This window comes from Streptomyces prasinopilosus (assembly GCF_001419695.1).
GTDB lineage: Bacteria > Actinomycetota > Actinomycetes > Streptomycetales > Streptomycetaceae > Streptomyces > Streptomyces prasinopilosus.
The window spans coordinates 1-19,483 of sequence record NZ_LIRG01000359.1; the positions used below are offsets into that span (position 1 = coordinate 1).

The 19,483-nt window shown below is 73.0% G+C and carries 14 protein-coding genes and 1 pseudogene; 10 read left to right on the top strand and 5 right to left on the bottom strand.

From position 1 onward, the window contains the following. From AOK18_RS16090 to aroQ, 4 genes and pseudogenes are all read left to right on the top strand, one after another. Positions 1–1,167 (top strand): annotated as a pseudogene (locus AOK18_RS16090) (TerD family protein); the annotation flags it as partial. 385 nt (positions 1,168–1,552) lie between these two features. Beyond that, entirely contained in the window at positions 1,553–2,572 is a 1,020-nt protein-coding gene (locus AOK18_RS16095; protein WP_055694806.1) for a TerC family protein, read from the top strand. A 371-nt stretch (positions 2,573–2,943) separates the two neighbouring features. Continuing rightward, positions 2,944–4,056: a calcium:cation antiporter gene (locus AOK18_RS16100; protein ID WP_055694807.1), complete on the top strand. Its 1,113-nt coding sequence runs from the start codon at positions 2,944–2,946 to the stop codon at positions 4,054–4,056. Between the two features lie 247 nt (positions 4,057–4,303). After that, a complete protein-coding gene (aroQ, locus tag AOK18_RS16105; protein ID WP_055694808.1) occupies positions 4,304–4,777 on the top strand; it encodes a type II 3-dehydroquinate dehydratase in 474 nt (157 codons plus the stop codon). A 97-nt stretch (positions 4,778–4,874) separates the two neighbouring features. Here the strand turns inward: aroQ and AOK18_RS16110 are convergent, their stop codons facing one another. Next, on the bottom strand, positions 4,875–5,531 hold the full coding sequence (locus AOK18_RS16110; protein WP_055574839.1) for an MBL fold metallo-hydrolase: 657 nt from the start codon (positions 5,529–5,531) through the stop codon (positions 4,875–4,877). Between the two features lie 10 nt (positions 5,532–5,541). After that, entirely contained in the window at positions 5,542–6,231 is a 690-nt protein-coding gene (locus AOK18_RS16115; RefSeq protein ID WP_055694809.1) for a maleylpyruvate isomerase family mycothiol-dependent enzyme, read from the bottom strand. Positions 6,232–6,452: 221 nt separating this feature from the next. On the opposite strand from AOK18_RS16115, the gene uvrA reads away from it, so the two are divergent. Then, positions 6,453–9,428 carry an excinuclease ABC subunit UvrA gene (uvrA, locus tag AOK18_RS16120; protein ID WP_055694810.1) on the top strand — a complete coding sequence of 992 codons (2,976 nt, stop codon included), beginning with the start codon at positions 6,453–6,455 and terminating at the stop codon, positions 9,426–9,428. A gap of 204 nt (positions 9,429–9,632) precedes the next feature. Here the strand turns inward: uvrA and AOK18_RS16125 are convergent, their stop codons facing one another. Together AOK18_RS16125 and AOK18_RS16130 are read right to left on the bottom strand one after the other, a co-directional pair. Then, on the bottom strand, positions 9,633–10,541 hold the full coding sequence (locus AOK18_RS16125; RefSeq protein WP_055694811.1) for a carbohydrate kinase family protein: 909 nt from the start codon (positions 10,539–10,541) through the stop codon (positions 9,633–9,635). A gap of 112 nt (positions 10,542–10,653) precedes the next feature. After that, entirely contained in the window at positions 10,654–11,715 is a 1,062-nt protein-coding gene (locus AOK18_RS16130; RefSeq protein WP_055694812.1) for a LacI family DNA-binding transcriptional regulator, read from the bottom strand. A gap of 222 nt (positions 11,716–11,937) precedes the next feature. Between AOK18_RS16130 and AOK18_RS16135 the strand changes: the two genes are divergently transcribed. Then, a complete protein-coding gene (locus AOK18_RS16135) occupies positions 11,938–12,357 on the top strand; it encodes a Rieske (2Fe-2S) protein (protein ID WP_055694813.1) in 420 nt (139 codons plus the stop codon). Positions 12,358–12,501: 144 nt separating this feature from the next. On the opposite strand, the gene AOK18_RS16140 is transcribed toward AOK18_RS16135, so the two are convergent. Then, on the bottom strand, positions 12,502–13,449 hold the full coding sequence (locus tag AOK18_RS16140; RefSeq protein WP_055573045.1) for a hypothetical protein: 948 nt from the start codon (positions 13,447–13,449) through the stop codon (positions 12,502–12,504). Between the two features lie 712 nt (positions 13,450–14,161). On the opposite strand from AOK18_RS16140, the gene uvrC reads away from it, so the two are divergent. Genes uvrC through whiA form a run of 4 tightly spaced genes read left to right on the top strand, consistent with a single transcriptional unit; the run spans position 14,162 to position 19,441 of the window. Then, positions 14,162–16,306, top strand: coding sequence for an excinuclease ABC subunit UvrC (gene uvrC / locus AOK18_RS16145; protein WP_055694814.1), 2,145 nt, complete (start codon positions 14,162–14,164; stop codon positions 16,304–16,306). Next, positions 16,303–17,397, top strand: coding sequence for an RNase adapter RapZ (gene rapZ, locus AOK18_RS16150; protein ID WP_055694815.1), 1,095 nt, complete (start codon positions 16,303–16,305; stop codon positions 17,395–17,397). The genes uvrC and rapZ overlap by 4 nt, the downstream gene beginning before the upstream one ends. Next, a complete protein-coding gene (locus AOK18_RS16155) occupies positions 17,394–18,461 on the top strand; it encodes a gluconeogenesis factor YvcK family protein (RefSeq protein WP_055573048.1) in 1,068 nt (355 codons plus the stop codon). The genes rapZ and AOK18_RS16155 overlap by 4 nt, the downstream gene beginning before the upstream one ends. Then, positions 18,452–19,441: a DNA-binding protein WhiA gene (whiA, locus tag AOK18_RS16160; protein WP_055694816.1), complete on the top strand. Its 990-nt coding sequence runs from the start codon at positions 18,452–18,454 to the stop codon at positions 19,439–19,441. The genes AOK18_RS16155 and whiA overlap by 10 nt, the downstream gene beginning before the upstream one ends. Positions 19,442–19,483: the final 42 nt, after the last annotated feature.

Genomic DNA, 19,483 nt, shown 5'->3' on the forward strand with positions numbered 1-19,483 from the left:
CGTCGCCCGCGACGGGCCCCGCCCGGACAGCCCGCGCGGCCCGTCGCGGGCGACGCGACCGGCTGGTCCATGGAGGAGCGGCTCTACAACCAGGTCTGGGGCATGTTCGAGGATCTGGCCCGCACCACCGCCGCCTACCGCAGCGCCGTCGACTTCGCCGAGTCCCGCATGGACAAGGAGCTGGAGCAGACCCTGTCCGACCCGCGCAGCCGGATCAGCGGCCGGGCCGACGCGGCGCGCGAGGCGGCCCGGGCCCGGCAGGCCCAGCTCGTCGAACGGGCGAGGGAGGCCCTGGACCGCGACCTCGCCCAGCTCGTCGCCGAGGCCGAGGTCGTCGAACCCGCCCTGCCCCCGGCGTACGCCCGCTGGGACAACCCCGTCTGGCACGCCTACCGGGTGCCGATGGAGATCCCCATGGCGCTGCGCCTGGGCGACCTCCGGCTGCCCGAGGCCGACGGGATCCGCATACCGATGCTGCTCCGGCTGCCGCTGGAACGCGGCCTGTGGATCGACAGCGGCCGCACCGACGCCCTGGACGAGCCGTTCACCGACACCCACGACATGCGGCGCCTCGCCGTGGAGACGGCGGTGAACCACGCGGCACGGCTGCTCGCCGTCCACCCGGCGGGCGAGTTCACCGTGCACGTCGTCGACCCGGCCGGCTCGGGCGCGCCGTCACTGCTGCCGCTGACGCACAGCGGTGTGCTGGCCGCGCCGCCCGCCCGGGGCGCCGCGGGCGTCGCGGAGGTCCTGGGCCGGCTCACCCAGCGGGTCGACCTGGTGCAGATGGCGCTGCGCGGCGGAGCCGCCGACGCCCTGCCGCCCGGCTTCGACCCCTCCCAGCAGCTGCTGGTCGTCAACGACTTCCCGCACGGTTTCGACGACCGCGCCGTGAACCAGCTGCGTTACCTCGCCGACGAGGGACCGGCCGCCGGCGTCCACCTGATGCTGGTCGCCGACCGCGAGGAGGCCGCCGGGTACGGTCCGCTGCTGGACCCCCTGTGGCGTTCCCTGCTGCGGCTGACCCCGGTGGCCGACAGCCACCTGGCCGACCCGTGGGTCGGCCACGCCTGGACGTACGAGCCGCCCCTCGTGCCCCCGGGCAGCGAGGTCCTCCAGCAGGTGCTCGCCCGGGTCGCCGAGGCCCGCCGGACCCGGCACCCCTGACCCGGCACCCGGCACCCCGGCACCCGGCACCCCGGCCCCGGCACCCGGCACCCCGGCCCCGGAACCCGTGACCGCGTGTCCGTTACGCGGCCCCGGCGTCCCAGCTCCTGGACCGCGCCCCCGAACGACCGTCCTCCACCTGCCACTTTGGGGTTTCTTTTACCTGGCTCTTTACCAATCCTTGGTGATGGGGGTAAAGTTTTGCGCACGGAGGGGAGTACTCCCCGTCTGTGCGGCGACCCCGTCAATACGGATCAGGCCTGATCCCGGGGCGTCGGCCCATAGGTCTGTCCAGGCGCCGAAAAGCGCCCCGGACCTGGGTGGAAGAGACCTCCGGCAGCGACGACGCTGACATGTTCCGTGAGACGTATCTGCCGGAGGCGCAGTGGATGTTTCCTCGACCCTTTGGGTCCTTACCGTCGTGGGCCTCGCCGCCCTCATCTCGATCGACTTCTTCATCGGCCGCAAGCCGCACGACGTTTCCGTCAAGGAAGCCGGCATCTGGACCATCGTCTGGATCGCCCTCGCCGTGATCTTCGGAATAGGCCTGCTGATCTTCGGCGGAGGACAACCCGCCGGAGAGTTCTTCGCCGGCTACATCACCGAGAAATCGCTGAGCGTCGACAACCTGTTCGTCTTCGTCCTGATCATGGCGAAGTTCGCGGTGCCGTCGCAGTACCAGCAGCGGGTGCTCCTCGTCGGTGTGCTCATAGCCCTGGTCCTGCGGACGATCTTCATCGCCGCGGGCGCCGCGATCATCGCCAGCTTCTCGTGGGTCTTCTACATCTTCGGCGCCTTCCTGATCTACACCGCCTGGAAGCTCATCCAGGAGGCCCGTGCCGACCAGGAGGACGAGGAGTTCGAGGAGAACAAGCTCCTCAAGGCCGCCGAGCGCAGGTTCGGCGTGGCCGACCGGTACCACGGCACCAAGCTGTGGATCGAGCAGAACGGCAAGCGGGTCATGACCCCGATGCTGGTCGTGATGCTCGCCATCGGCACCACGGACGTGCTCTTCGCGCTCGACTCGATCCCCGCGATCTTCGGTCTGACCCAGGACCCGTACATCGTGTTCACCGCGAACGCGTTCGCCCTCATGGGCCTGCGGCAGCTGTACTTCCTCATCGGCGGCCTGCTGCGGAAGCTGGTCCACCTGTCCTACGGCCTCTCGATCATCCTCGGCTTCATCGGCGTGAAGCTGGTGCTGCACGCCCTGCACGAGTCTGGGGTCCACGTCCCGGAGATCAGCATCCCGGTGTCGCTGGGCGTGATCTGCGGCGTTCTCGTCGTCACCACGATCACCAGCCTCAGGGCCTCCAAGAAGCAGGCCCTGAAGGACCGGGCCGAGGCGGACCGCGCCGGGACCGACCGGGGCGAAGGCACCGCCAAGGACAGCATCGACGTCTGACCCGTCCGTCCGGGAACGGACAGGTCACCACCGGGAGCGGGGCGCGACACGGAGTCGCGCACCGCTCCCGGCATCTGCCTGTCCCGTACCGGAGCACCCCATCCCAACCGGTACCAGGGCGGCCGGTCACGCTCACCGCCGCCCGTCGAGGGCCGTTCCCCGCGGCCGGCAGAGGAGATCATGCGCGACAACGACAACCTCGCAGCGACCAGGAACACCCGAGGAGGCGGAGCCGCCGGACAGCGGCGGGCCCGCCCGCACGAACCGATACCGGGCGGGGGCGTGGATGTGAGAACGACCGGTACGACCAGCGGTTCCCCACACCGTCGAGCGACCGAAGGCCAGGGTTCCTTCACGTCTGAGAGCCGCGCATGATCGATTGGTTCAGAACGATCGGCGAGCGGTGGACGAACCTGGTGCCCGTGCTCGCGGTGGTGCTCCTGGCCCTCACCTGGGGGAGCAAACTGTCCGGCGCGCTCATCGCCGTGGCGGTCGTGGTGCTGGCGGCGGCCGTGCTGGCCGCGGTGCACCACGCGGAGGTGGTCGCCCACCGGGTCGGTGAACCCTTCGGCTCGCTGGTCCTCGCGGTCGCCGTCACGATCATCGAGGTCGCGCTGATCGTCACCCTGATGATCGACGGCGGACCCGACACCGCCTCCCTGGCCAGGGACACCGTCTTCGCGGCCGTGATGATCACCTGCAACGGCATCCTCGGCATCAGCCTCCTGGTCGGCTCGCTGCGGCACGGCACGGCCACCTTCAATCCGGAGGGCGCCGGCGCGGCGCTCGCCACGGTGGCCACCCTGGCGGGCCTCACCCTGGTGCTGCCGACCTTCACCACCAGCAAGCCGGGCCCGGAGTTCTCCGGGGTGCAGCTCGCCTTCGCCGCGGTCACCTCACTGATCCTCTACGGCCTGTTCGTGGCGACACAGACCGTCCGGCACCGTGACTACTTCCTGCCCGTGGTCAAGCCCGGCACGCCCAAACCGGTCGTGGAGACGGAGGAGGAGCACGCGGCCGCGCCCTCCACCCGCACCGCCATGATCAGCCTCGGACTGCTCGGCCTGGCCCTGGTCGGAGTGGTCGGCCTCGCCAAAGGCGTCTCGCCCGCCATCGAGTCCGGCGTCAAGTCGGCCGGGCTGCCCCACGCCGTCGTCGGTGTGATCATCGCGCTGCTGGTCCTGCTCCCCGAGACCATCGCCGCGGTGCGCGCGGCGCAGCGCAACCGGGTACAGACCAGTGTGAACCTCGCGCTCGGCTCCGCGATGGCCAGCATCGGCCTGACCATCCCCGCGGTCGCGATAGCCAGCCTCTGGCTCTCCGGACCGCTGGTCCTGGGCCTCGGCAACACCCACATGGTGCTGCTCACCCTGACCGTGGTGGTCGGCGCCCTGACCGTCCGCCCCGGCCGGGCCACACCGCTCCAGGGCGGGGTGCACCTGGTGATCCTCGCGGCCTACCTCGAACTGGCCATCAACCCGTAGGACCGGCTCCGGGAACCGACCCCGGGAACCGCCTCCGGGCGGGAACGTGCCCGGCGCAGACCCGCGCTCCGGCACACCCCGCCCGGAGGCGGTCCCGTGCCCGCCCGGAGGTGGCCCCACGGGCACCACGGCCCCGGGACCCCCGCCCCCGGAGCCGTGATAGACCGGTCCGAGCGGCGGCCCGGCGACGGCCGCCGCGGCCCGCCCCACTCCCCACGCGCCCTCGCCCGAACGGACCGGAGGAACTGTGCACCGCAGCCTGGCCGACGCCCCGATCATGATTCTCAACGGCCCCAACCTGAACCTGCTCGGACAGCGCCAGCCGGAGATCTACGGCTCCGAGACGCTCGCCGACGTGGAGGCGCTGTGCGCCGACGCGGCAGCCGCGCACGGCGGCACGGTGGACCCGCGCCAGTCCAACCACGAGGGCGAACTGGTGGACCTGATCCACGAGGCGAGGCTGAACCACTGCGGCATCGTGATCAACCCGGGCGCCTACTCCCACACCTCCGTCGCCCTCCTGGACGCCCTCAACACCTGCGACGGCCTGCCCGTGGTGGAGGTCCACATCTCCAACATCCACCGCCGGGAGTCCTTCCGGCACCACTCCTACGTCTCGCTGCGGGCCGACGGGGTCATCGCGGGATGCGGGGTCCAGGGGTACGTGTTCGCGGTGGAGCGGATCGCGGCGCTGGCCGGCACCGGACGGGCACGGGCGTAGACCCCGCCCCCGGAACCGGCCCCGGAGAACGGGGCTCAGCGGCCCGGACGCCCACCGGAGCCGGGCCCGGACCGGGGCGGGCGCCCGCCCCCGCCCCTCACCAGCCCCGCGCGCGCCACTCCGGCAGCTGCGGGCGCTCCGCGCCCAGCGTGGTGTCGTCGCCGTGCCCGGGGTAGACCCAGGTCTCGTCGGGGAGCACGTCGAAGATCTTCGTCTCGACGTCGTGGATCAGGGAGGCGAACGCCTCCGGGTCCTGGTGGGTGTTGCCCACGCCGCCCGGGAACAGGCAGTCCCCGGTGAACACGTGGGGGTGCCCGTGCGGATCGTCGTAGACGAGGGCGATCGAGCCGGGCGTGTGGCCGACGAGCCGGCGCGCGGTGAGCTCCACCCGCCCCACCCGGATCGTGTCGCCGTCGTCGACCAGGACGTCCGTCGGCACCGGGATGCCCTCGGCGTCCTCCCGGCCCGCGTGGGTGCGGGCGCCGGTGGCCGCCACCACCCGGGCGAGCGCCTGCCAGTGGTCGCCGTGCCGGTGCGTGGTCACGACGGACGCGATGCCGTCGCCGCCGATCGAGCCCAGCAGGGTCTCCGCCTCGTCGGCCGCGTCGATCAGCAACTGCTCGTCGGTGGCCCGGCAGCGCAGCAGATAGGCGTTGTTCTTCATGGGCCCGACCGCGATCTTGGTGATCATCAGGTCCTTGAGTTCGTGCACGTCGGCCGGTCCGCCGACCGTCACACGCCCGCTGTACGTCATGACGGCCAGCCTATAGCGGGGGGAGGGCGGGCAGGGTGCCGGACGTCACCGTCAGCGCCGAGCCGTCACGCCGCCCGGCGAGCCAGCCGAGCAGCTCGGCGGCCGTGCCCTCCACCGCGACCGGGTCGCCCGGTGCCCCGCCGCCCGTGGTCCGGGTCCGGCCGTCGGGAGTGGTCAGCCGCGTCGCGGGCACGTCCCGGTGGCCCTCGAACCGGGCCGCCAGGAAGTCGATCTCCCGCTCGGTGAAATCCGCCGGGAGGTCCTCCAGCTCGTATCCGATGCCGAGGTCCACGTGGTGCAGCTCCACCTCGACCCAGCGCCGGAAGGGCAGCCGCTCCGCCCGGTCGGTGACCCCGTTGCGCAGCTCCACCGTGCGCGACCAGTCCGCCGGGACCGCGCCCGCCTCCTGGAAGCGGGCCGCGCTCTCCCGCACGTCGGCGAGCTGGACGTCGAGGGGGCGCGGGGCGTCCCGCTCGATGTCGGCGTCCCGGGCGGCGGCGGAGGCGTACATCGCACGCCCCTCCAGGACGTTCACCAAGGCGTCCGCGTTGCGCGCGAGGTGGGCCAGGACGTGTCCGCGGGTCCAGCCCGGAAGCCGTGACGCCTTCGTCACAGCCGCGTTGTCCAGGGCGGAGGCCGCGCGGAGCAGCCGTTCGGTCGCACCGTGTACAGACGCCAGGTCATGAGCGTGATCCATCATGGCGCCGACCCTAGCCCCGTCACACCTTCGGGTGAAGACGGCGCAGGAAGACCGTGAATCGAATGTACGTGCTATAAGCTCGGACGCGGCGTCGGGCATGCTGGAGAGCCGGGGATTGTTGTCAACCCGTGAATCCGACCGGCGTTGTCAGTGGCTCGCCCTAGTGTGGGAAGACACGGGGCCCCGCCCCTGTCACTCCTCTCAGAAAGGTGCGGACCCGCGTGGCCGACCGTCTCATCGTCCGTGGAGCACGCGAGCACAACCTCAGGAATGTCTCGCTCGACCTCCCGCGCGACTCGCTCATCGTCTTCACGGGCCTGTCGGGGTCGGGCAAGTCCTCACTGGCCTTCGACACGATCTTCGCCGAGGGCCAGCGGCGCTACGTGGAGTCGCTCTCCTCGTACGCCCGGCAGTTCCTCGGCCAGATGGACAAGCCGGACGTCGACTTCATCGAGGGACTGTCCCCGGCCGTCTCCATCGACCAGAAGTCGACCTCGCGCAACCCGCGCTCCACCGTCGGCACCATCACCGAGGTCTACGACTACCTGCGCCTGCTCTTCGCACGCATCGGCAAGCCGCACTGCCCCCAGTGCTCCCGGCCCATCTCGCGCCAGTCGCCGCAGGCCATCGTCGACCGGGTGCTGGAACTGCCCGAGGGCAGCCGCTTCCAGGTGCTGTCCCCCCTGGTGCGGGAACGCAAGGGCGAGTTCGCCGACCTCTTCGCCGACCTCCAGACCAAGGGCTACTCCCGCGCACGGGTGGACGGCGAGACCATCCAGCTCGCCACCCCGCCCACGCTGAAGAAGCAGGAGAAGCACACCATCGAGGTGGTCGTCGACCGCCTCACCGTGAAGGACGGCGCCAAGCGCCGCCTCACCGACTCCGTCGAGACCGCGCTCGGCCTGTCCGGCGGCATGGTCGTGCTCGACTTCGTCGACCTCCCCGAGGACGACCCCGAGCGCGAGCGCATGTTCTCCGAGCACCTGTACTGCCCGTACGACGACCTGTCCTTCGAGGAACTGGAGCCCCGCTCCTTCTCCTTCAACTCGCCCTTCGGCGCCTGCCCCGAATGCTCCGGCATCGGCACGCGCATGGAGGTCGACCCGGAGCTGATCGTCCCCGACCCGGAGAAGAGCCTCGACGAGGGCGCCATCCACCCCTGGTCGCACGGCCAGAGCAAGGACTACTTCGCCCGGCTGATCGGGGCCCTCGCCGACGCGCTGGGCTTCCGCACGGACATCCCCTTCGCCGGCCTGCCGCAGCGCGCCAAGAAGGCCCTGCTGCACGGCCACAAGACCCAGGTCGAGGTCCGCTACCGCAACCGGTACGGACGCGAGCGCCGGTACACGACGGCCTTCGAGGGCGCCCTGCCCTTCGTCAAGCGCCGGCACAGCGAGGCCGAGACCGACGCCAGCCGCGAGCGCTTCGAGGGCTACATGCGCGAGGTCGCCTGCCCCTCCTGCGAAGGCACCCGCCTCAAGCCGATCGTCCTCGCCGTCACGGTCATGGGGAAGTCGATCGCCGAGGTCTCGGCGATGTCCATCAGCGAGTGCGCGGACTTCCTGGGCGCGATGAAGCTCTCCGCCCGCGACAAGAAGATCGCCGAGCGCGTGCTGAAGGAGGTCAACGAACGGCTGCGGTTCCTGGTCGACGTCGGCCTCGACTACCTCTCGCTGAACCGCGCGGCGGGCACCCTCTCCGGCGGCGAGGCCCAGCGCATCCGCCTGGCCACCCAGATCGGCTCCGGCCTCGTCGGCGTCCTCTACGTCCTCGACGAGCCGTCCATCGGCCTGCACCAGCGCGACAACCACCGGCTGATCGAGACCCTGGTCAGGCTCCGCGACATGGGCAACACGCTCATCGTCGTCGAGCACGACGAGGACACCATCAAGGTCGCCGACTGGATCGTCGACATCGGCCCGGGCGCCGGCGAGCACGGCGGAAAGGTCGTGCACAGCGGATCCCTGAAGGAACTGCTCGAGAACACCGAGTCGCAGACCGGCCAGTACCTGTCCGGCCGGAAGGCCATCCCGCTGCCGGACGTCCGCCGCCCGCTCGACCCGGCGCGCCAGCTCACGGTGCACGGTGCCCGCGAGAACAACCTGCGGGACATCGAGGTGTCCTTCCCCCTCGGCGTGTTCACCGCGGTCACGGGCGTCTCCGGCTCCGGCAAGTCCACGCTGGTCAACGACATCCTGTACACCCACCTGGCCCGCGAGCTCAACGGCGCCCGCAGCGTCCCCGGCCGGCACACCCGCGTGGACGGCGACGACCTGGTCGACAAGGTCGTGCACGTCGACCAGTCGCCCATCGGGCGCACCCCGCGCTCCAACCCGGCGACGTACACCGGCGTCTTCGACCACGTCCGCAAGCTGTTCGCCGAGACGGCCGAGGCGAAGGTCCGCGGCTACCTCCCCGGCCGCTTCTCCTTCAACGTCAAGGGCGGCCGCTGCGAGAACTGCGCGGGCGACGGCACCATCAAGATCGAGATGAACTTCCTCCCGGACGTGTACGTCCCGTGCGAGGTCTGCCACGGCGCCCGCTACAACCGGGAGACCCTGGAGGTCCACTACAAGGGCAAGTCCGTCGCCGACGTCCTGAACATGCCGATCGAGGAGGCCATGCACTTCTTCGAGGCCGTCCCGGCGATCTCCCGCCACCTGAAGACGCTGTACGACGTCGGCCTCGGGTACGTCCGGCTCGGCCAGGCGGCCACCACCCTGTCGGGCGGCGAGGCCCAGCGGGTGAAGCTCGCCAGCGAGCTGCAGCGGCGCTCCACCGGCCGCACGGTCTACGTCCTGGACGAGCCGACCACCGGACTGCACTTCGAGGACATCAGCAAGCTGCTGACGGTCCTGTCCGGACTGGTCGACAAGGGCAACACGGTCATCGTCATCGAGCACAACCTCGACGTGATCAAGACCGCCGACTGGGTGGTCGACATGGGCCCCGAGGGCGGTGCCGGCGGCGGCCTGGTCGTCGCCGAGGGCACGCCCGAGCAGGTCGCCGGGGTCCCGGCCAGCCACACCGGGAAGTTCCTGCGGGACGTCCTCGGTGCGGACAGGGTCAGCGACGCCGACCCGGTGCGGGCCCCGCGCAAGCCGGCGGCGAAGAAGGCCCCGGCCAAGAAGGCCACGGCGAAGAAGACGGCGGCCAAGGCCACCGGGCAGGGGACGGCCCGGACGACCGGCGCCTGACCCGCCCCACCCGGCACGAACGACCCGGCGGACCGGATCCGCCGGGTCCGTCCGCTTCACCCGGCCGGACCGTGCCGGCCCAGTGGACGAGCCGTGCCCCGCGGGAGGACCCCGCGGGGCACGGCTCGATGCTCACGGCGCCCGCGCTCCCCGGGAGTGCGGCGCGTGCGGGTCCGGTCGGCGGATCACGCCCCGGGCGGGGGCTCAGCCGTCCAGTTCACGGGCGTACGGCGGCTCGGCGCCCGCGCGGGAGCAGGTGATCGCCGCCGCGCGCGCCGCGAAGCCGAGCAGCTCCCGCCAGCCGTCCGCGCCCAGCCCGGCCACCTCCCGCACGCCGAGCGCGTCCCGCACCGCCAGGCCGTGCAGCAGCGCCGCGTTGACGGTGTCGCCCGCGCCGATCGTGTCCACCACCTCGACCCGCTCGCCCGGCACGGAGTACTCGCCGCCCTCCCGGGTGAACACGGTCAGCCCGTCACCGCCCCGGGTGACCACGACCGCCGCCGGGCCGGCCGCCAGCCACCGCGCGGGCGTGCCGCCGAGCCACCGGGCGTCCTCCTCGGACAGCTTCAGCAGCGACACCGACGGCAGCCAGCTCAGGAACCGGGCCCGGTAGGCGTCGGGGTCCGGGATCAGCCCCGGCCGGATGTTGGGATCCAGCGCCGTGAACACACCGCGCGCGTGGGCGGTGCGCATCAGCTCCTCGTACGCGGTCGCCCCCGGCTCCAGCACGAGGGAGCAGGTGCCGAAGGACACCGCGCGGGTACCGTCCGGCAGCGCGTCCGGCACCGTGAACAGCCGGTCCGCCGTCCCCTCCACGTAGAAGGAGTAGACCGCCGAGCCGTCCGCCGCGACCGTGGCGACGGCGAGCGTCGTCGGCTCGTCACCGCGCTGCACCGGCGACACGGCCACCCCGGTCTCCCGCAGCCGGTCCAGCAGCGCCTCGCCGAAGGCGTCCCGGGACACCCGGGAGCAGAAGGCGGCGGGGGAGCCGAGACGGCCCAGCGCCACCGCCGTGTTGTAGGGGCCGCCGCCGAGCGCCGGCGTCAGCGCCGCGAGCGCGCCCGCGCCCCGCGGTACCAGGTCGATCAGTGCCTCACCGGCTACGACGATCACGAGGGGTCCCTTCCACGGGTGCTGGGTCGATGGGGCGACGGGGTGTCGGGCCGCCCGGTCGCGGGGCGTCGGGTCGGCCGGGGCGGGCCGCGTGTGCCGAGGCCGCGAAGGGCTACCGGGACCGCGCGGACCGTTCCGGGGGGTCCGGGGGGTCCTGGGGGTCCGGGCAGCCGCAGGACGTGCGGTGCACGAAGGCGCAGGAGAGCCGTTCGGTCCGCGCGGGCCGCTCCGGGGCGGCGAGCCGGTCCAGGAGCACCCGGACGGCACGGGCGCCGATGTCCCTGCTGGGCTGGGCGATCGCGGTGAGCCGGGGGGAGAACAGGTCCGCCCAGGCGAAGTCGTCGAAGCAGCACAGCGCGATGTCCCCGGGCACGGAGAGACCGCGGGAGCGCAGGGCGCGCAGCGCGCCGATCGTCATGGCGTTGTTCCCGGTGACCAGCGCGGTCGGGGGAGCGCCGAGGGAGAGCAGGGCGCCGGTGGCCCGTTCGGCGCCGGCCGACTCCGAGTCGCCGTGCACGAGGAGCCGGGCGTCGAACGGCAGACCCGCACCGGCGAGACCGTGCCGGTACCCGGTGATCCGCTCGGCGGTGGTGCTGAACCCGGGCCGCCCCGCGACCAGGGCGATCCGGCGGTGGCCGAGCCCGGCGAGGTGCGCGACCAGCCGGGCCGTCGGCTCCGTGTTCTCGGCGCAGACCTGGTCGAAGGACGGGCCGCCCTCCCCGGGGGCCTCGACCACCCGGTCGAGGAACACCGCCGGTACGCGATGGCGCCCGAGGTAGGCGAGCAGCTCGCGCGGCCGGGAGGACGGCGCGACGATCATGCCCTCCACCCGCCGCTCGTGCAGCAGTTGCACGACCTTGCGCTCGTGCCCGGGGTCGTCGTGCGGATCGGCGATGAGCAGGCTGTACCCCGCCTCCAGGGCGGCCGCCTCGACGCCCTGGAGGATCTCGGTGAAGTACGGGTTGCTGATCGCCGACACCGCGAGCCCGATCGAGCGGGTCCGGGAGGTCACCAGCGAGCGGGCCAGCGTGTTCGGGGTGTAGCCGAGCTCCTCGACGGCGTCCAGGACCGCCCGGCGGGTGTGCGGGAGGACCGGCCGCGTGCCGTTCAGGACGTGCGAGACGGTCGCGACCGAGACACCGGCGCACCGCGCCACGTCCGTCATGGTCGCCATCGGCCGCTCCCTTCGCGCACCGGCCGCCGCGGGGGCCCGCCGGGGTTCCGTGACGGGAAGCTATCCCATCCGGCGGCGGACGTAAACGCTTGCGCAAACGTTTACGCCCCTCGTGCGCGCCCCGCCCCGCTCCGCCGTCCCCACCCGCTCCCCGCCCGGCGGACGGCGGGAGCGCCCCCGGTAGGGTCGTCCCGTACCGCCGTCCGACCAGTGGAGACCCCCATGTCCGGCCGATTCCCCGCGAGCCGCCGCACCGTTCTGCGAGGCATGGCCCTCGCCCCCGTGGCCGGACTCGGCCTCACCGCCTGCGGGGGCGGCGAGGAGAGGCCCTCCGAGCTGACCGGGCCCGTCGAACTCGGCGCGGAGAGCGAGGTCGCCCGGGGGAGCAGCAAGCTGTACTGGGACCACAACGTCGTCGTCAGCCGGGGCGACGACGACTCCCTCACGGCGTACAGCACCCTCTGCACGCACGCGAGCTGCCCCATCAACCAGCTGAAGGGGACGAAGCTGACCTGCCCGTGCCACGGGAGCGAGTTCGACGCCACCACCGGCAAGGTGCTGCGCGAGCCGGCGGTGGCACCGCTGACACGGCTCGCCGTCGAGGTCCGGAACGGCACGATCGTCGCGAAGCCGCAGGCCTGAGCAGCAGGCCCCGCCCGCGGGTCCGAGGCGCGAAGGCGAGCCGCGGGCCCGAGGCGCGGAGGCGAGCCGCGGGTCCGATCCGCGAACCGGGCCGTGAGCCCCGCCCGCGGACCCGAGCCGCGGGACCGGGGTCCGCTCCGGGCCTCAGTCCCAGTCCCAGTCCCAGCCGATCCCCACGTACCCCGAGCGCACGTGCGGCTCGACCAGGTGCACCGAGCGGTGCAGAGGGCTGACGGCCAGCTCCTGGCGGCCGCCGCGCGGTGCCGCCGCGGAGTGCTGGGTGAACCGGTGGCAACGCACCGGGAGCGCCCCGGCGTCGAAGCACACCTGGAGCGCGTACTGGCCGCCGGGGGAGTCCGCCCCGTGCAGGTACTCGCGGGAGACCCCGGCCGTGCCGTCCTCGACGGCGTACCGGAACAGGAACGTGTCACCGGCCCGCAGCCGCGTGTCGAAGAGCAGCTCCGCCGCGAGCACCCCGGCGTCCTGCCGCCAGCGGACGCGGCCGGTGCGGCAGTTCTCCAGGGGGCGCACGGCCATCCGGGCCGGCACGGACCCGGGGTCGCCGTGGTGGACGGCCACGAAGCGGTCGACGCCGTCCCGGTGCGCGCGCACGATGTGGTGGGACTCACGTTCGGCCAGCTCCCGGCGGGCCCCGATCCGGACCCGCTCGTGATGGCCCAGGGTCCGCAGCCCGCCGTCCCGCGGGGCGCCGAGCTCGGCCCGCAGCCCCGTGAGGACGCCCGAGGCCTCGACCAGCGAGCGGTGGGAACGGCCCGCGGGGCGGCCGTCCGCCGTCTCCCCGGACTCGGCGAGCAGCCGGATCAACGACTCCTCCGGCAGCTCCAGGATCTCCTCCAGTGCCCGTACGGCCCGCAGCGACTCCGCGCGCTGCGGGCGGCGGGCCCCCTGCTGCCAGTAGCTGAGGCTGGTGACGCCCACCTTCACACCGTGGCGCGACAGGTGGTGCTGCACCCGTTGCAGGGGCAGGCCGCGGGCGGCTATCGCGGCCCGCAGGGCGACGTGGAAGGGGCCGCCGCGCAGGGCCGAGTCCAGTTTCGCGGCGGTGTCCGTGTGCGGTGTGGCGTGCGGCATGCAGGGGCCTTTCTCTGAATGTCCACGACGGCTGGTCAGACCGTTCGCTCGGCGCACCCCGGGACCCTCCCCCGCCGGTGCGGACGGGTCTTCACATCCGTACGCCGCCGTTCAAGGCCCCGAGTCCCCCCGCATTGAAGCGTGTTGACCGACTCCCGACAACACCCGGTGTCCAACAAGCGGACACCGCGCGCACGCGCGCCGTGCACCCGCGCAGTGCGCCGCGCGCGGCGCGCACACGCGTCAGGGGCCGTGCCGGCCTTCGGGCCGGCACGGCCCCTGACGTCCTGCCGCGCGGGGCTCCCCGCGACTTCCCGCGGTCTCCCTCAGCTCCTCGCGGTCTCCCTCGGCTCCCCGCCGGTTTCCCTACGACCGTCCCGCCGCGTCCCCGCCGCCCGGACGCGGACGCAAGCGCTTGGCGCGCACGATGTCCGGGTCGCGTGGGTCGAGGGAGTCGGGGAGGGCGGCCGCCTCCTCCGCGTACCGGCGGGCACGAGCGGCCGGCCGTCGTGATTTCTCGATCCGTGTCTGTCGCATTGTCCGACCAGCCCTCCGACTCGTGACCGCGTCCGCATTCTGCTGGCATCCCGCCCGAGGGGCCGGACCCCCCACCTTCCCGCTTCCCACCGGTCATAACCGTTCCGGAGCGGTACCGGGCCGGCGGACGCCCGGCCGCGTCGCCGTGTCGGTCCCCGCCAGTAGGGTGTGAGACATGGCCGACCCCTCCAGCTACCGCCCCAAACCGGGTGAGATCCCCGACTCGCCGGGGGTCTACCGGTTCCGCGACGAGCACCGCCGGGTGATCTACGTCGGGAAGGCGAAGAGCCTGCGCCAGCGCCTGGCGAACTACTTCCAGGACCTCGCCGGGCTCCACCCGCGCACCCGCACCATGGTCACCACGGCCGTCTCCGTGGAGTGGACGGTGGTGTCCACGGAGGTCGAGGCGCTCCAGCTGGAGTACTCCTGGATCAAGGAGTACGACCCCCGCTTCAACGTCAAGTACCGCGACGACAAGAGCTACCCGTACCTCGCGGTGACGATGAACGAGGAGTTCCCCCGCGTCCAGGTGATGCGCGGTCACAAGAAGAAGGGCGTCCGGTACTTCGGCCCGTACGGGCACGCGTGGGCGATCCGCGACACCGTGGACCTGCTGCTGCGGGTGTTCCCGGTGCGCACCTGCTCGGCCGGCGTCTTCAAGAACGCCGCCCGCACGGGCCGCCCCTGCCTGCTCGGCTACATCGGCAAGTGCTCGGCGCCCTGCGTGGAGCGGATCTCCGCCGAGGAGCACCGCGAACTCGCCGAGGAGTTCTGCGACTTCATGGCCGGCCGCACCGGCGCCCACGTGCGTCGCCTGGAGCAGCGGATGGCCGAGGCCGCCGAGGAGATGGAGTACGAGCGGGCCGCCCGCCTGCGGGACGACATCGGGGCCCTGAAGAAGGCCATGGAGAAGAGCGCGGTGGTGCTCACCGACGCCACCGACGCCGACCTGATCGCGGTCGCCGAGGACGAGCTGGAGGCGGCCGTCCAGATCTTCCACGTGCGCGGCGGACGCGTGCGCGGCCAGCGGGGCTGGGTCACCGACAAGGTGGAGGAGATCACCACCGGCGCCCTCGTGGAGCACGCCCTGCAGCAGCTCTACGGCGAGGAGACCGGCGACGCCGTGCCCAAGGAGGTCCTGGTCCCCGCCCTGCCCGACCCGGTGGAACCCGTCCAGGAGTGGCTCACCGGGCGGCGCGGCTCGGGCGTCTCCCTGCGGATACCGCAGCGCGGGGACAAGCGGGCCCTGATGGAGACCGTGGAGCGCAACGCCCGGCAGGCCCTCGTCCTGCACAAGACCAAGCGCGCCTCCGACCTGACCACACGCTCACGCGCGCTGGAGGAGATCGCCGACGCCCTCGGCCTGGACAGCGCCCCGCTGCGGATCGAGTGCTACGACGTCTCGCACCTCCAGGGCGACGACGTCGTGGCCTCCATGGTCGTCTTCGAGGACGGGCTGGCCCGCAAGAGCGAGTACCGCCGTTTCCAGATCAAGAGCTTCGCGGGCCAGGACGACGTCCGGTCCATGCACGAGGTGATCACCCGGCGCTTCCGGCGCTACCTCGCCGACAAGGAGCGGACCGGCGAGTGGAGCGACGCCGAGGAGCCCGGGGCCGGGGGCGCGGTGGCCGGCGCGGACGGGATCCCGGGCCCGGACGGGACCGCCGGCGACCCCGCCGCGAGCACGCTCACCGAGGAGGACGGCCGTCCCAGGCGCTTCGCCTACCCGCCCCAGCTGGTGGTCGTCGACGGCGGGGCCCCCCAGGTGGCGGCGGCCCGCCGGGCCCTGGACGAGCTCGGCATCGACGACATCGCGGTGTGCGGTCTGGCCAAGCGGCTGGAGGAGGTGTGGCTGCCGGACGACGACGACCCGGTGGTGCTGCCCCGCACCAGCGAGGGCCTCTACCTGCTCCAGCGCGTCCGCGACGAGGCGCACCGCTTCGCCCTCGCCTACCAGCGCGTCAAGCGGTCCAAACGCTTCCGGTCCGGTCCGCTGGACGACGTGCCCGGCCTCGGCGAGACCCGCAAGCAGGCGCTGATCAAGCACTTCGGCTCGGTGAGGAAACTGCGGGCGGCGACCGTCGACCAGATCTGCGAGGCGCCCGGCATAGGCCGCAAGACGGCCGAGGCGATCACCGCGGCCCTCGCCGGGGCGGTCCCCGCCGGTCCCGCCGTGAACACGGCGACGGGCGAGATCATGGATGACATGGTGGACATGGAGGGCGGGGACGACGTGGAAGAACCCGGGACGCCCGGGGGTTCTCCCCGAGGGCCCGTGCCCACGGGCGCCCCGGACGACCGACGGGGGCTGGAGAGATGACCGAGCACGAGACACGGCAGGACACCGGCCGGAGCGCGCACCGGGAGCCGGACGCGCACCGGAACACGGACGCGCACCGGACCACGGGCGCCGACCGGGACCCGGGTGCGGACGCGGTCCGCGACCCCGGCCGGGACACGGCTCCCGGAACACGGCAGGACGACGGTGACGGAACGGATGACGGAGCACAGGTGAGTACGGGCAAGGAAACGGCCGGGGCCCCCGAGGCGGCGATCCCCGAGCTGGTGATCATCTCCGGCATGTCCGGGGCGGGCCGCTCCACGGCCGCGAAGTGCCTGGAGGACCTGGGCTGGTTCGTCGTCGACAACCTCCCGCCCGCGCTGATCCCCACCATGGTGGAACTCGGCGCCCGCTCCCAGGGCAACGTCGCCCGGATCGCGGTCGTCGTCGACGTCCGCGGCCGGCGCTTCTTCGACAACCTCCGCGAGTCCCTCGCCGACCTCGACACCCGGGGCGTCACCCGGCGGATCGTCTTCCTGGAGTCCTCCGAGGACGCCCTGGTGCGCCGCTTCGAGTCGGTGCGCCGCCCGCACCCCCTCCAGGGCGACGGCCGCATCGTCGACGGCATCGCCGCCGAGCGCGAACTGCTGCGCGAACTGCGCGGCGACGCCGACCTGGTGATAGACACCTCCAGCCTCAACGTGCACGAGCTGCGCGCCAAGATGGACGCCCAGTTCGCCGGCGACGAGGAGCCCGAACTGCGGGCCACCGTGATGTCCTTCGGCTTCAAGTACGGCCTGCCGGTCGACGCCGACCTGGTCGTGGACATGCGGTTCCTGCCCAACCCGCACTGGGTCCCGGAACTGCGCCCGTTCACCGGACGACACGAGGAGGTGGCGGCGTACGTCCTCAACCAGCCCGGCGCGAAGGAGTTCCTCGACCGGTACGCCGAGCTGCTGCGGCTGATCGCCGCGGGCTACCGCCGCGAGGGCAAGCGCTACGTGACCGTCGCCGTCGGCTGCACCGGCGGCAAGCACCGCTCGGTCGCCATGTCGGAGAAGCTCGCCGCCCGACTCGCCGCGGAGGGCGTGGAGACGGTGGTCGTCCACCGGGACATGGGACGGGAATGACCGCCCGTACCCCGCGGCTGAACCGGCTGCGCCGGGCGGTGCCCGAAGGGCGCGCCGGCCGGCCGGCCGAGGCCCGCGGCGCCAGACCGAGACGCCGGGGCGCCCAGCCCAAGGTGGTCGCCCTCGGCGGCGGCATGGGGCTGTCCGCCTCGCTCGCCGCGCTGCGCCGGATCACCGGTGATCTCACCGCCGTCGTCACCGTGGCCGACGACGGCGGCTCCAGCGGGCGCCTGCGCGACGAGCTGGGCGTCCTGCCGCCCGGCGACCTGCGCAAGGCGCTGGCCGCGCTGTGCGGCGACGACGACTGGGGCCAGACCTGGGCCCGGGTCATCCAGCACCGCTTCCAGTCCAAGGGCGACCTGCACGAGCACGCGGTCGGCAACCTGCTGATCGTCGCTCTGTGGGAGCAGCTCGGCGACCACGTCCAGGCCCTGGACCTGGTGGGCCGGCTGCTCGGCGCGCACGGGCGGGTGCTGCCCATGTCCGCCGTGCCGCTGGAACTCCAGGCCCTGGTCAAGGGCCACGACCCGAAGCGGCCCGAGCAGGTCGACGTCGTCCGCGGCCAGGCGACCGTCGCCCTCACCCCCGGCGAGGTGCAGTCCGTGCACCTCGTGCCGAACGACCCGCCCGCCGTCCCCGAGGCGGTCGAGGCGGTCCTGGACGCCGACTGGGTGGTGCTCGGTCCCGGCTCCTGGTTCTCCTCGGTCATCCCGCACCTCCTGGTGCCCGACCTGCTGGACGCCCTCGTCCAGACGAAGGCGCGCCGGGTGCTCTCGCTGAACCTCGCCCCGCAGCCCGGAGAAACCGAGGGCTTCTCCCCGCAGCGTCATGTGGAGGTTTTGGGACGACACGCCCCTAAACTCGCCCTGGACGTGGTGCTGGCCGACGAGGCCGCCGTGCCCGACCGCGACTCGCTGACCGACGCCGCCAAGCGGCTCGGCGCCGCGGTCGAACTGGCGCCGGTGGCCCGGCCCGACGGAAGCCCCCGGCACGACCCGGAGCTGTTGGCCGCCGCGTACGACCGTATTTTCCGGATGCATGGAAGGATCGGCCCATGGCGATGACGGCAGCGGTGAAGGACGAGGTCTCCCGGCTCCCCGTCACGCGGACCTGCTGCAGAAAGGCGGAGGTCTCCGCCATTCTGCGGTTCGCCGGCGGCCTCCACCTGGTGAGCGGACGCATCGTGATCGAGGCGGAGCTGGACACGGCGATGGCCGCCCGCCGCCTCAAGCGGGACATCATGGAGATCTTCGGACACGGTTCCGAACTGATCGTGATGGCACCGGGCGGGCTGCGCCGCGGCTCGCGCTACGTCGTCCGGGTGGTCGCGGGCGGTGACCAGCTCGCTCGTCAGACCGGCCTGGTGGACGGGCGGGGCCGCCCGATCCGCGGACTGCCCCCGCAGGTGGTCTCGGGAGCCACCTGCGACGCCGAGGCGGCCTGGCGCGGAGCGTTCCTGGCGCACGGCTCCCTGACCGAGCCGGGCCGCTCCTGCTCCCTGGAGGTGACCTGCCCCGGCCCGGAGGCCGCGCTCGCCCTGGTCGGCGCCGCCCGCCGACTGCACATCCCCTCCAAGGCCCGTGAGGTCCGCGGGGTGGACCGGGTCGTCGTCCGCGACGGCGACGCCATCGGCGCCCTGCTCACCCGGCTCGGCGCCCACGACTCGGTGCTGGCCTGGGAGGAACGCCGGATGCGCCGCGAGGTGCGCGCCACGGCGAACCGGCTGGCCAACTTCGACGACGCCAACCTGCGCCGCTCGGCCCGCGCGGCCGTCGCCGCCGGCGCCCGCGTGCAGCGCGCCCTGGAGATCCTCGCCGACGACGTTCCCGAGCACCTCGCCGCGGCCGGGCGGCTGCGCATGGAGCACAAGCAGGCCTCGCTGGAGGAACTGGGCGCGCTGGCGGACCCGCCGCTGACCAAGGACGCCGTGGCCGGCCGGATCCGCCGGCTGCTCGCGATGGCCGACAAGCGCGCCGCCGACCTCGGCATCCCGGGCACGGACGCCGGCATCGGTGAGGAACTCGCCGACAACCTCGTCGGCTGACCCCCCGCCCGGCGGGAGCGGCCCCGCCGGGCGGGGGGTCAG

Coding starts and splice junctions, on each gene's coding strand:
- AOK18_RS16100 (WP_055694807.1), top strand. CDS start 2,944: ATGATCGATTGGTTCAGAACGATCGGCGAGCGGTGGACGAACCTGGTG.
- AOK18_RS16110 (WP_055574839.1), bottom strand. CDS start 5,531: ATGACGTACAGCGGGCGTGTGACGGTCGGCGGACCGGCCGACGTGCAC.
- AOK18_RS16115 (WP_055694809.1), bottom strand. CDS start 6,231: ATGATGGATCACGCTCATGACCTGGCGTCTGTACACGGTGCGACCGAA.
- AOK18_RS16130 (WP_055694812.1), bottom strand. CDS start 11,715: ATGGCGACCATGACGGACGTGGCGCGGTGCGCCGGTGTCTCGGTCGCG.
- AOK18_RS16135 (WP_055694813.1), top strand. CDS start 11,938: ATGTCCGGCCGATTCCCCGCGAGCCGCCGCACCGTTCTGCGAGGCATG.
- AOK18_RS16140 (WP_055573045.1), bottom strand. CDS start 13,449: ATGCCGCACGCCACACCGCACACGGACACCGCCGCGAAACTGGACTCG.
- uvrC (WP_055694814.1), top strand. CDS start 14,162: ATGGCCGACCCCTCCAGCTACCGCCCCAAACCGGGTGAGATCCCCGAC.
- rapZ (WP_055694815.1), top strand. CDS start 16,303: ATGACCGAGCACGAGACACGGCAGGACACCGGCCGGAGCGCGCACCGG.
- AOK18_RS16155 (WP_055573048.1), top strand. CDS start 17,394: ATGACCGCCCGTACCCCGCGGCTGAACCGGCTGCGCCGGGCGGTGCCC.
- whiA (WP_055694816.1), top strand. CDS start 18,452: ATGGCGATGACGGCAGCGGTGAAGGACGAGGTCTCCCGGCTCCCCGTC.